Origin of the sequence: Cobetia sp. BMC6, assembly GCF_029991385.1 — a bacterium.
Classification (GTDB): domain Bacteria; phylum Pseudomonadota; class Gammaproteobacteria; order Pseudomonadales; family Halomonadaceae; genus Cobetia.
In genome coordinates this window covers 523016-535911 of the sequence record NZ_JAKUMF010000002.1, presented here as the reverse complement: position 1 = coordinate 535911, position 12896 = coordinate 523016, and the positions used below count along the sequence as shown (strand labels likewise).

Genomic DNA, 12896 nt, shown 5'->3' with positions numbered 1-12896 from the left:
ATCAGACCTCGATATCGGCCATGTTGCCGTAGTCCTCGAGCCAGCTCTTGCGATCACTGGCGCGCTTCTTGGCCAGCAGCATGTCGAGCATCTCGTGGGTGCCATCATCCACACTGCGCGTCAGCTGCACCAGACGGCGGGTGTCCGGCGCCATGGTGGTTTCCCGCAGCTGCAGCGGATTCATCTCACCCAGACCCTTGAAGCGCTGCACATTGGGCGTGCCACGCTTGCTTTCGAGCTGCTTGAGGATGTGCGCCTTCTCGCTCTCGTCCAGGGCGTAGTGCACTTCCTTGCCCAGATCGATGCGGTACAGCGGCGGCATGGCGACGAAGACGCGCCCGGCATCCACCAGCGCCGGGAAGTGACGCACGAACAGCGCGCACAGCAGCGTGGCGATGTGCAGACCATCGGAGTCGGCATCCGCCAGGATGCAGACCTTGTGATAGCGCAGCTTGGTGAGGTCATCCGAGCCCGGGTCCAGGCCGATGGCGACCGCGATGTCGTGGACCTCCTGGGAAGAGTAGATGTCATGCGACTCGACTTCCCAGGTATTGAGGATCTTGCCGCGCAGCGGCAGGATCGCCTGGGTCTCGCGGTTGCGCCCCTGCTTGGCACTGCCGCCGGCGGAGTCACCCTCGACCAGGAACAGCTCGCTTTCGGCAGGGTCGGAGCTTGCGCAATCCGAGAGTTTGCCCGGCAGCGCGGGCCCGGAGGTGACCTTCTTGCGCGCGACCTTCTTGGCGCTCTTCAGGCGGCGCTGGGCCGCCGAGATCACCAGTTCCGCCAGCGCTTCGGCCTGGTCGACATGGTGGTTGAGCCACAGCGAGAAGGCGTCCTTGACCACGCCGGAGACGAAGGCGGCGACGCTGCGCGAGGACAGACGCTCCTTGGTCTGGCCGGCGAACTGCGGATCGAGCATCTTCACCGACAGCACGAAGGCGGCGCGCTCCCACAGGTCATCCGCGCTCAGCTTGACGCCACGCGGCAGCAGACTGCGGTAGTCGCAGAATTCCTTGAGCGCCTCGAGCAGACCGGAGCGCAGACCATTGACGTGAGTACCGCCCAGCGGCGTGGGAATCAGGTTGACGTAGGGCTCCTGTACCAGCTCGCCACCTTCCGGCAGCCACTGGATCGCCCAGTCGACCCCGTGCTCCTCGTCTTCGAAATGGCCGACGAACGGCGATTCCGGCAAACGCTCGAAGCCATCGGTGGCACCGAGCAGGTAATCGCGCAGGCCATCCTCGTAATGCCAGGTCGTCTCGCTGCCATCGGTCTCGATGAGCACGACCTTGAGCCCCGGACACAGCACGGCCTTGGCACGCAGCAGGTGGCGCAGACGCGGCATCGCCAGGCGCGGGCTGTCGAAGTAGCTCTCGTCCGGCCAGAAGCGCACCAGGGTGCCGGTATTGCGCTTGCCGACGGTGCCGATCCGGGTCAGTTCCTCGGCCTTCTCGCTATTCTCGAAGGCGATGCGCTGACGCAGGCCATCGCGGCACACTTCCACTTCCAGACGCGTCGACAGCGCATTGACCACCGAGACGCCCACGCCGTGCAGGCCGCCGGAGAAGCGATAGCTGTCCTGGGAGAACTTGCCCCCCGCGTGCAGCTTGGTGAGGATCAGCTCGATGCCGGTCACGCCATGCTCGGGGTGGATGTCGGTGGGCATGCCACGACCGTCATCGCCGACCTCGATACCGCCATTCTCGAGCAGGCGCACGCGGATTTCCTTCGCGTGCCCCGCCAGCGCCTCATCGACGGAGTTGTCGATGACTTCCTGCGCCAGGTGGTTGGGCCGAGAAGTGTCGGTATACATGCCGGGCCGCTTGCGGACCGGTTCGAGGCCGGAGAGGACCTCAATGGAACTGGCGCTGTACTGACTCATCGCAGCCTTGTGTCCTTGGTGTTGACGTCCGCCATCCGACTCGCCATTTCACGTGCGCGAGACGAACAACGAATTCCTGAAAAATGAGAGACCGGCGCCTGGCGTTCAGCATCAAACGCCCTGCCATGTCGTGCCAATCCGTATCGTGGCGATCCATGTCGTGGCAATCCATGTCATGCCAGGAGATGCCGTGTCCAGCCAGGTCGTGGCGGGTGGCGGCGGGTCTGGCAGAAAGCACCACACACGTGACCTGCTAGTCCGGCGCGACATGCATCGCCGCTGCGGTGGCGGGGGCCAGCCGGTGTCCGCCATGCGCCATGATCGCCGGCAGATATTCCGCCAACTGCGCAAAACCGTGATCGCCACCCGGCGTGATGATCAAGCGGCTTCCCTGATAGAGCCCTGCGGCATCATTGACATCCAATGTCTCATCGGCCGTCGCCAACAGCACCAGGGTGCGCTGCGCCGTGACAGGCTCCGCTTCCAATGCAAGCAGCCCGGGGCCGAAATCCTCGGTGACGGTAAACGTCACGCCGGTATAGGGATTGGCATGCACCGAGCCGAGCCATTCGCTGACCAGTCGCGCGGGACGCACGGCCGGATTGATCAGCACACTGCGTGGCCCCAGACGCAAGACGCTCTGGGAGGGACCAGCCGGCCCTTCGAGGCGTGCGGCCTCACGCGCGACCAGCCAGGTGGCCAGAAAACCGCCCATGGAACTGCCGATCACCATGATGGCGTCATCACAGGCGGGGTCTGCGGGGTCCAGCGCCAGGCGCTCACACAGCGTGAGATAGGCTGCGTTGACCGCCGCCTGACCCGCATCGGGCGCCGGAGGGATATCCGGCATCACGCACGGCAGGCCGAACTGCTCTGCCGCGCGCTGCATCAAGCGCGCCTTGGGCGAACAACTGGCCGAATTGAAGCCGTGCAGGTACAGCAGCCCCTTGACGGGCGCGGTGGTGTGCATCGCTGCCGTATCTGACGGAAAGAGGGAATTGGCCATCAGCACTCCCGACAACACGCCAGCCCGCGACACCGCCCCTCCCACGCTTCAAGATGGCTAGGAATCTCTCGAGCGTTCATGCGCTGGAAGCAGGGTTTTCGACGGTCCGCGTCGTGCTGTCTAGTGTAAACGATTGATTCGCTTATAGGATAGCGAGAATACTGTATAAATCAACAGAGAGCGGCGACTGGCGCCGCCACTCGTCTTGCACGGCATATCGGCATGCCCTCACACACTCTCTCACTCGCCCCCCTCACTCACATCCGCCGCGGGTTCAGCGCGGGTCCTGATCCTGTGCTGCCCACACCGCTTCGATCAGCGCGCGGCTGGAGGCATCCAGCATCTCGAAGCCTTCGCCGGTGGTCATGGTCGCTTCGGTGGCGGTGGCGATCTGCTTGCCCAGCTCCACGCCCCACTGATCGAACGGGTTGATATCCCAGATGGTGGCCTGCACGAAGACCTTCTGCTCGTAGAGCGCAATCAACGCCCCCAGCGTTTCCGGTGTCAGCGCTTCCAGCAATAGCGTGGTCGACGGCTGATTGCCACGGTAGCGCTTGTGGTTCGGCTGCGCCTCATCACCGGGGATGGCGTCATCGCCAAGCATCAATACACGTGACTGGGCAAAGCAGTTGGCCAGCGTCAGGCGGTGTTGTGCCTTGAGGTGGGCGCGCGTCTCGGCGTCCTCGACATGATCATAACGACACATCGGTGCGATGAAGTCACACTCGACCGCCTGGGTGCCCTGGTGCAGCAGCTGATAGAAGGCGTGCTGGGCGTTCGGTCCCAGCTGGCCCCACAGCACCGGACAGGTCGAGTAGTCGATCATCTCGCCATCGTTGGTCACTGACTTGCCGTTGGATTCCATCTCCAGCTGCTCGAGGTAGCTGGCGAAGTATTCCAGACGACCGTCGTAGGGCAGGATGGAGTGGGCGCGGATATCGAGGAAGTTGTTGTTCCAGATACCCGCCAGCGCCAGCAGCACCGGCAGATTGTCTTCCAGCGGCGCGGTGCGGAAGTGCTCATCCAGCTCATGCGCCCCGGCCAGCAGACGACGGAAGTTTTCCATGCCGACGTTGAGCGCGATGGGCAGGCCGATGGTGCCCCACAGCGAATAGCGGCCGCCGACCCAATCCCAGAACAGCAGCTGATGTTCCGGCGCGATGCCCCACTCGGTCATCTTCTCCGGCTTTGCGGAAGCGCCGATGAAGTGCTGACGGTTGATCAGCGCTTCCAGGCGCCCTTCCGGGTCGAGACGCGATTTCAGCCAGTCGCGCGCGGTGCGGGCATTGGATAGCGTGTCGATGGTCGAGAATGACTTGGAGGACAGGATGAACAGCGTGGTTTCCGGGCTGAAGGATTCCAGATAGTCCGCCAGCTGGGAGCCATCCATGGTCGAGGCAAAGTGCACGCCGATCTCGTGGATGTCCTTGGGGCGGCAATCGCTCAGGGCGCTGGAGACCATCAGCGGGCCGAGGTCCGAGCCACCGACCCCGAGGTTGACCACATCGGTGATCGGCTTGCCGGTGGCGCCACGCCACTGGCCACTGTGGAAGGTATCGACCATCTCGGCCAGGTGCTCGAGGCTCTCATGGATGGCCGGCACGATATCCTCGCCATCCACCTCGAGGCTGGCGGAGCGCGGCAGACGCAGCGCGGCGTGCAGCGCCGGACGGTCTTCGGAGCGATTGACATGCTCACCGGCCAGCAGGCGCTTGATGCCCTGCTCGACGCCGGTTTCGCGCGCCAGATCCAGCAGCAGCTCCAGGGTCTCGCCCTTGAGGCGCTGCTTGGAGAGATCCAGACGCAGCCCCGCAGCGGAGCGCGTGAAGGTCGCCACTCGGTCACGCCCTTGCGCCGCATCCTCGGCAAACAGGTCCTTCATATGCACATCGGCCATCTGCTCTTGATGATGGCGCGCGAGAGCCTGCCAAGCCTGGGTATTACGACGCGCAGAACGTGCCGCTGATTGAGTGGACATGGCCACCTCTCTCCTTGAAGTGTAATGACCGGCCCTGCATGGCCCGGCCTGAAATCGATTGATGGAGGCATCACCCGACAGCCGTGACGGGTGCGTCACGGGCGCCGAATGCGTAGAATGGCGGGCCCGACGGGGCACTCTGCCCGGCCGGTCCTCGGCCACAGGCATGTCGCCCTGGCCCACTGCCCGATGAAGTCTTGATCCATGAGTGATGCATCTTACCGTGACGCGATATTTACGACACCCCTTGACCGTGTCGCCAGCTTCTCCTTCGACGAGCAGGTCGTCAGCTGCTTTCCGGACATGCTGCGCCGCTCGGTGCCGGGTTACGGTCAGATCATCGCCATGCTGGGCCTGATGGCCCGCGCTCACCTGCGCCCCGGCGCGCGGGTCTATGACCTGGGCTGCTCACTGGGTGCTGCCAGCATGGCGCTGGCCCGCGAGATGGCCGCCGAGGATATCGAGATCGAAGCCGTCGATCTGTCCCGACCGATGGTCGAGCGCGCCAGCCGTGAACTCGCCGAGGCCTTCCCCGACCACCGCATCAACGTCACCGAAGCCGACATTCGCACCCTCGACTATCAGCCGGCCGGCATGATCGTGGTCAATCTGACGCTGCAGTTCCTGCCGCCGGAAGACCGCGATGCCGTGATCGACAAGCTGTTCGCGGCGCTGGAACCCGGCGGCGTGTTGATCCTCTCCGAGAAGATCATCAGCGATGATCCGGTCGAGAATGCCTGGCTGATCGAACGGTATCATGACTTCAAGCGCGCCAACGGCTACTCCGATCTGGAAATCTCCCAGAAACGTGAGGCCCTCGAGGACGTGATGAAGCCCGACAGCCTGAACACGCATCACGAGCGCCTGGCGCGCGCCGGCTTCCAGCGCAGCCATACCTGGCTGCAATACCTGAATTTCGCCTCGATGGTCGCCTTCAAAGCCGCCGAATGACCGCTACGCCTGCACGGACTCGACCCAGCGCATGAGCATTTCCCCGTATGACCGCGACCTTTACCGCGCCTTCACCGCGCTTGCCTGTGAGCCAGGCGCCGTCGGCGACGGCTTCGCCCGCTGGCTGGGCGCCCTGCCCGAGCAACTGGCCACTGGCCTGGACCGCAAGCGCCATGCTGATCTGAAGGCCTGGCATGGCGCGCTGGAAAAGCTGCCCGCCCTGCCCGACGCGCGCGATGTACAGCTGGATGCCGATCGGGTCGGTGCACGCTTTCCGACTGGCCTGAGCACCGGCCAGCTGCGCCAGAGCGAAAACCTGTTGCGCGCGATGATACCGTGGCGCAAGGGCCCCTATCAGCTCGACGAGATCCATATCGACACCGAATGGCGCTCCGACTGGAAGTGGCAGCGTCTCGCGCCGCACCTGTCGGATCTCACCCATCGCCGCGTGCTGGATGTCGGCGGCGGCAATGGCTACCACGGCTGGCGCATGGTCGGTGCAGGCGCGGCCTTCACGCTGGTGATCGACCCTTCGCCGCGCTTCTACTGCCAGTTCCATGCCGTGCGCCACTTCATCGGCGCGGATCACCCCCAGGGCCGCAACCTGCACTTCCTGCCGGTGGGCATCGAGGATGTGCCGACGAAGATAGGCGCCTTCGATACCGTGTTCTCAATGGGCGTGCTCTATCACCGCCCCTCGCCGATGGACCACCTCTTCCAGCTGCGCGATACCCTACGCCCCGGCGGCGAACTGGTGCTGGAAACCCTGGTGGTGGAAGGTGACGTGACAACGGTACTGATGCCCGGCGAGCGCTACGCCGCGATGCCCAATGTCTATTTCCTGCCCTCCTCGCAGGCGCTGGCCCACTGGTGCGAGCGCGCCGGCTTCAAGGACGTGCGCATCGTCGATGAAGCCGTGACCACCCTGGACGAGCAGCGTGCCACCGACTGGATGACCTACCACTCGCTGAGTGACTTCCTCGATCCCGCTGACCCGAGCCTGACCCGCGAAGGCCACCCGGCGCCACGGCGTGCGGTGCTGATCGCCACTCGCGCCTGAACTGGCGCTCGAGACTCGGACTTCTCATCGCCCCAGGGCCGACGGCGGCAGAAATACAAGAACGGCGATGCTCTGGGAGCATCGCCGTTCTTGTATTTCTCATATCAGACACTGCCTCGCGCCTCAGACGATTCCCAGACGCTGCGCCTGCCGGTACAGATTGCCGCGATCGACCTTGAGCCTGCGCGCCGCCTCCGCCCAGTTGCGATCACTCGCCTGCCAGACCCGCGAGATGTGCTCGCGCTGGAACGCTTCGGTGGCATCGCGCAGCCCCAGCGTCTCATCGCCGCCCTGCCAGGCGGCGCGCTGTGCAGAGCTTGCTCCTCCTGTCTGGCTCGCCCCTGCCATCAGAGCCATTGTTTCCACCTGATCCGTCCTCCCCACCTGCGCGTCCTGAATCTCCTGCGCCACACTGGTGGCCCGCCTGAGTGACACCTCAGCGTTGACCTCCAGCCCCAGCAGTTCCGGTGTGATTACCACCAGCTGGCGCCCATCGGCGCGCAGGCGAGTCGGAAGTGCACCATGCGCGAGCCGGGCATGCAGGGCGGCGCGACTCAGGCAGTGCTCCAGCTCACGCACGTTGCCGGGCCAGGGGTAGTCACATAGCAGGCGCTCCGCCGCCGGCGTCAGGCGCAGATTGGCCAGTCCGAGGCGCGTGCGGTTGTGTTCCAGAAAGGTGCCGGCCAACGCCAGCAGGTCCGCACGTCCGCGCTCACGCAGCGGCGGCACCCTGAGCGGATAGACGCTCAGGCGGTGATAGAGGTCTTCACGGAAATGCCCGGCGGCAACCTCCGCCTCGAGATCGCGATTGGTGGCCGCGATGACGCGCACATCGACCTTGACCACGCGATCGCTGCCCAGCGGCTGCAGCTCGCCTTCCTGCAGCACCCGCAGCAGCTTGGGCTGCAGCGTCAGCGGCAGCTCGCCGATCTCATCCAGCAGCAGGGTGCCGCCATCCGCCATCACGAAGTGGCCACGGTGATCATGGGTCGCGCCCGAGAAGGCGCCACGCCGATGACCGAACAGAGCACTTTCGACCAGGTCCGGCGACAAGGCGGCGCAGTTGATGCGCACCAGCGGCCGCGCAGCCCGCCGGGATGCGTCGTGCAGCCGCTGGACCACGCCCTCCTTGCCCACGCCGGTCTCGCCCTGCACCAGCACCGTCATCTCGGTATCGGCGACCGCCTCCAGCTGCGCCTCGAGCCTGGTCATCGCCGGGCCACGCTGCGGGCAGGCCACAGCACTCTGTGACGCCATGTCTGCCTGTGACACGACCATGGAAGCCGAAAGGCCTGACCTGCCGACCGTGGCCCCCGCGGCCCACTCCTGTCGCAGGGACAGCGACAGACAATGTGCGGGGAGTGACAACCAGGCTTGCAACTCCTGAAGCGGAAGTGCCAGGTCGTCCGTGCTCGCAGAGGCGCACAGCGATTCCAGCGGGGCCAGCACCCCCGGCGTCAGCGCGTCGAAAGTCATCACCCCCAGCAGGGTATCGCCCTCACGCAGCGCGATACCGGCACAGTCATGCACCAGCAGATCCGGCCCATGCACGTCCCCCAGCAAACCATCGAAGGGGTCTGGCAAGTCGCTGTCCAGCGCGAAACGATGTACCCCCGTGTGCTCGGCGATCGCCTTGAGCCGCGGGTGCTCCGCCAGCGCGAAGCGTCGCCCGCGCACCTCGGCAGGCAGGCCGTAGGTGGCCAGTGGCAACAGCTCGTCACGCTCGGGCAGGTAGCGCATCAGGGTCGCCGCCTCACCGGGCAGCTGCTGCATGATCGCGGCCAGCAGACGCGTCCATGGCAGCGCTCGCCGCTCGCCGCCCTCTTCTAGGGACAACCAGGCGGCGAGCCAGGCATTCACGGCCGCGACCGGCGTATCGTTCTGGGTCAAGTGGGCATCGGGCATGCGGTCATCCTTGCGGGTGTCGGGAGCGAGAGGGCTGAAGATTGATGTCATCATGACACGATTGATGTCATTGGAACACGTCACATGACCATGTCATTTTGACATCATGGACCCACAGAGTGCATGACGGCTGGTCTCAAGAGTTGGCACGCCCCTTGCCATGGAGAGAGGGACATCAATCAGAGGTATCGTCATGCTGACCAACGCCCAGGAAGACCTGATCGCCGCCACCGCTCCCGTCGTCGCCGAGCATCTCAATGCCATCACGGCGCGCTTCTATCCGCTGATGTTCGAGCGTTATCCCGAGGTGAAGCCGCTGTTCAACCAGACCCACCAGGCCAGCGGCGGCCAGGCCCGTGCACTGGCCGGCGCCGTACTCGCCTATGTCGGCGCGCGCCACTCGCGTAAGGCAGTGGACCGCCTGCTGGCGCCCGTGGTCAGCAAGCATGTCTCGCTCAATATCCTGCCGGAGCACTACCCTATCGTCGGCGAATGCCTGATGGCCGCCATCGGTGAGGTGCTGGGGGACGCCGTCACCCCGGAGATCGCCGATGCCTGGGGCGCCCTCTACGGGGAACTGGCCGCTGTACTGATCGCCGCCGAGCAGGGCCGCTACGACAGCTTCGCCGCCACTCGCGGCGGCTGGCAGGGGCTGCGCCGTTTTCGCATCGTGCGTACACAGGACGAGAGCCGCGAGATTCGCTCGCTGTACCTGGCGCCGGTGGAAGGCCCGATGTTCTCCTTCCTGCCGGGCCAGTACATCGGCATGCGCCTGACGACACCGCAGGGCGTGATCCATCGTCATTACAGCCTGTCCCACGCGCCGGACGAGCGCTTCTGCCGCATCTCGGTCAAGCGCGAGGCCCACGGCCAGTCCAGCCAGTACCTGCATGCGCTGAAGGCAGGTGACGAGATCGAGCTGCTGCCGCCGGCCGGCGAGCTGACCTTCGAACATGCTGCCCCGCAGAGCGCCGATGCCCCGGTGCTGTTGCTGTCGGCCGGTGTCGGCCAGACGCCGATGCTGCCGCTGCTGACGGCGGCGCTGGCGGCGGGCCGCCAGGTGATCTACCTGCATGCGGCACGCAATCCCGAGGTGCATGCCTTCGATGCCACCCTCAAGGCACTGGTCGCGCAGTATCCAAGGCAGCTGCATTATCAGGTCTGCTACGAACAGGCCGAGACGCTGCCGCCCCATGCGCAGCTAGGCATCATCGAGCGCGACTGGCTGGCGCAGCAGATCGCCGCGACCGGTGCCAGCGCCGAGTCGCTGCAGGCCTTCGTGATCGGCCCGCATGGCTTCATGCAGAACATGATCCAGCACCTCAGCCGTATCGGCGTACCGCTCAGCCAGTGTCACCACGAGCACTTCGGTCCCTCCGCCCCGCTCGCCATCGACACGGCTGTCGCCTGATGCGCCAGGTGTGAGCCGCACCATGCAAAAAGCCCCCATCGCCTTACGGCCATGGGGGCTTTTGCGTTCTCCGGCTTCATTCCAGCAGGCCGTGTTGTTATTGCGTGTCCAGCGTTGTTGTTGGTATCTCGCTGACTTCCATTCTGCTGTCGCTACAGGATGGAATCAGTTGGTGCGACCAAGCAGCTCGCGCACATCTCGCGCTTCCCAGTGCGGGAAGTGCTTGCGCACTAGCGCGTTGAGGTCGGCTTCAAACGCGGCCCAGTCGGTCTGCTGGGTAGTGGCCTGGGTGCCTGAGCGGCCCACGCCGCGAATCATGCCCGCGCCGACGGTCACGTTGCTCAGACGATCGATCACGATGAAGCTGCCGGTGCCCGGGCTTGAACGGTAGTCATCCACCGGCACCGCCTGGGTCAGCTCGAGCTGGACGCGACCGATGGCGTTCAGCGCCAGGCTGTCGCCCTCGTGATGCTCCAGCGTGTTGACGTCGTAGAGGTAGTCGATGGCACTGACCTGACCGGTCAGATCACGGGTCGCCAGCTTGATATCGTACTGACGGCCCGGCTGCAGCGGCTTCTCGTGCATCCAGACGACATCCGCTTCCAGTGCATTGGAGAGCGGCAGTTCGGCATCCGCCGCCACCAGCCAGTCGCCACGCGAGATGTCGATCTCATCATCAAGCGTCAGGGTGATGGCCTGACCCGGGTAGGCGATCTCGAGATCACCATCGAAGGTGACGATACGCTCGATGGTCGAGGTCTTGCCGGACGGCAGCACCTTGACGCTGTCACCCGGGCGCACGACACCGGCCGCCAGGGTGCCGCAGTAACCGCGGAAATCGAGGTTGGGACGATTGACGTACTGCACCGGGAAGCGAAGATCGCTGAGATTCTGGTCGTGGGTCAGTTCGACGGTTTCCAGCACCTCAAGCAGTGACGGACCCGCTTCGCCATCCACGGTGTACCAGCCCAGTGCTGGACTGCGGTTGACGACGTTGTCGCCCTTGAGGGCGGACATCGGCACGAAACGGATGTCCGGCGCGTTCAGCTTGTTGGCGAATTCCTGATACTCGGCGACGATCTCATTGAAGCGCGTCTCGGAATAATCGACCAGATCCATCTTGTTGACCGCGATCACCAGGTGCTGGATGCCCAGCAGGTCGGCGATGAAGCTGTGACGACGGGTCTGGGTCTGCACGCCGTAGCGCGCGTCGATCAGGATGATAGCCAGGCTCGCGGACGAGGCGCCGGTGGCCATGTTGCGGGTGTACTGCTCGTGCCCCGGCGTGTCGGCGATGATGAACTTGCGCTTGTCGGTCGAGAAGAAGCGATAGGCGACATCGATGGTGATGCCCTGCTCACGCTCGGACTGCAGGCCATCGACCAACAGGGCCAGATCGACCTCGTCACCGGTGGTGCCGCTGGTCTTGGAGGCCTGGGTGATGGAGGCCAGCTGATCTTCATAGATCAGCTTGGAATCGAACAGCAGACGACCGATCAGGGTCGACTTGCCGTCATCAACGCTACCGCAGGTGATGAAGCGCAACAGGTCCTTGCGCTCGTGTTCTTGCAGGTAGGCTTCGATATCCGCGGAAATCTTGTCTGACGCGTGGGACACACTCTTCTCCTTGCCGCTGTCATGAGCCTGATGAGTGGCGAGCCAGTATCGCGAACCAATGTCTCGTGAGGCTGCGAGCCGACTCATCAGGCGAATTGTTCGTTCGGGTCATCAAGCACCATGTGACGGCGCTTGCAGGCAAAATGCTGGGGCGACCTTAGAAATACCCTTCGCGCTTCTTCTTCTCCATGGAGCCTGCCTGGTCGTGATCGATGGCACGCCCGGAGCGCTCACTGGTACGCGTCAGCAGCATTTCCTGGATGATTTCCGGCAGGGTCGCGGCGGTGGATTCCACGGCGCCGGTCAGCGGGTAGCAGCCCAGGGTACGGAAACGCACGGACTTCATTTCCGGCACTTCGCCTTCCTTGAGCGGCAGACGGTCGTCGTCGACCATGATGTCGAGGCCATCACGCTTCACTACCGGACGCACGGCGGAGTAGTACAGCGGCACGATCTTGATGGATTCGAGATAGATGTACTGCCAGATGTCCAGCTCGGTCCAGTTGGAGAGCGGGAAGACGCGGATGGACTCGCCCTTGTTGATCTTCGAGTTGTAGATGTTCCACAGCTCCGGACGCTGATTCTTGGGGTCCCAGCGGTGGTACTGATCACGGAAGGAGTAGACACGCTCCTTGGCCCGCGAGGCTTCCTCGTCACGACGTGCACCACCGAAGGCAGCATCGAAGCCGTGCTTGTCGAGTGCCTGCTTGAGACCGGCGGTCTTCATGATGTCGGTGTACTTGGCGCTACCGTGATCGAACGGGTTGATGCCCGCCTCGACGCCTTCCTGGTTGATGTGCTCGATCAACTCCATGCCGACTTCCGCGGCCATCTCGTCGCGGAACTTGATCATTTCCTGGAATTTCCAGGTGGTGTTGACGTGCATCAGCGGGAACGGCGGGACACCCGGCGCGAAAGCCTTGCGCGCCAGGTGCAGCATGACGGCGGAATCCTTGCCGATGGAATACAGCATGACCGGATTGGCAAATTCCGCTGCCACTTCACGGATGATGTGGATGGATTCGGCCTCAAGCTGCTTGAGGTGGGTCTGACGTTCGGGGGTAAGCATCGCGTGCGGCAACCTCA

Annotated in this window: 9 protein-coding genes; 3 read left to right on the top strand and 6 right to left on the bottom strand. The window is 64.3% G+C overall.

What is annotated here, in order from left to right:
• Window position 1: 1 nt before the first annotated feature.
• From parE to pgi, 3 genes are all read right to left on the bottom strand, one after another.
• Window positions 2-1882: a DNA topoisomerase IV subunit B gene (parE, locus tag MKZ40_RS06505; RefSeq protein ID WP_175089734.1), complete on the bottom strand. Its 1881-nt coding sequence runs from the start codon at window positions 1880-1882 to the stop codon at window positions 2-4.
• A 253-nt stretch (window positions 1883-2135) separates the two neighbouring features.
• Entirely contained in the window at window positions 2136-2888 is a 753-nt protein-coding gene (locus MKZ40_RS06500; protein WP_254627093.1) for a YqiA/YcfP family alpha/beta fold hydrolase, read from the bottom strand.
• A 274-nt stretch (window positions 2889-3162) separates the two neighbouring features.
• Complete coding sequence (pgi, locus tag MKZ40_RS06495) at window positions 3163-4866, bottom strand: glucose-6-phosphate isomerase (RefSeq protein WP_175089733.1); 1704 nt, start codon at window positions 4864-4866, stop codon at window positions 3163-3165.
• Between the two features lie 204 nt (window positions 4867-5070).
• On the opposite strand from pgi, the gene cmoA reads away from it, so the two are divergent.
• On the top strand, window positions 5071-5817 hold the full coding sequence (gene cmoA / locus MKZ40_RS06490) for a carboxy-S-adenosyl-L-methionine synthase CmoA (RefSeq protein ID WP_043335167.1): 747 nt from the start codon (window positions 5071-5073) through the stop codon (window positions 5815-5817).
• A 31-nt stretch (window positions 5818-5848) separates the two neighbouring features.
• Window positions 5849-6877, top strand: coding sequence for a tRNA 5-methoxyuridine(34)/uridine 5-oxyacetic acid(34) synthase CmoB (gene cmoB, locus MKZ40_RS06485; RefSeq protein ID WP_175089732.1), 1029 nt, complete (start codon window positions 5849-5851; stop codon window positions 6875-6877).
• A gap of 123 nt (window positions 6878-7000) precedes the next feature.
• Here cmoB and norR read toward each other — a convergent pair whose 3' ends face one another.
• The gene (gene norR, locus MKZ40_RS06480) at window positions 7001-8782 is read right to left on the bottom strand and encodes a nitric oxide reductase transcriptional regulator NorR (protein WP_175089731.1); all 1782 of its coding nucleotides are present in this window, start codon (window positions 8780-8782) and stop codon (window positions 7001-7003) included.
• Window positions 8783-8975: 193 nt separating this feature from the next.
• On the opposite strand from norR, the gene MKZ40_RS06475 reads away from it, so the two are divergent.
• Window positions 8976-10193 carry a globin domain-containing protein gene (locus tag MKZ40_RS06475; RefSeq protein ID WP_175089730.1) on the top strand — a complete coding sequence of 406 codons (1218 nt, stop codon included), beginning with the start codon at window positions 8976-8978 and terminating at the stop codon, window positions 10191-10193.
• A gap of 165 nt (window positions 10194-10358) precedes the next feature.
• Here MKZ40_RS06475 and cysN read toward each other — a convergent pair whose 3' ends face one another.
• On the bottom strand, window positions 10359-11810 hold the full coding sequence (gene cysN, locus MKZ40_RS06470) for a sulfate adenylyltransferase subunit CysN (protein ID WP_175089729.1): 1452 nt from the start codon (window positions 11808-11810) through the stop codon (window positions 10359-10361).
• Between the two features lie 157 nt (window positions 11811-11967).
• Window positions 11968-12879 carry a sulfate adenylyltransferase subunit CysD gene (gene cysD / locus MKZ40_RS06465; protein ID WP_054557074.1) on the bottom strand — a complete coding sequence of 304 codons (912 nt, stop codon included), beginning with the start codon at window positions 12877-12879 and terminating at the stop codon, window positions 11968-11970.
• Window positions 12880-12896: the final 17 nt, after the last annotated feature.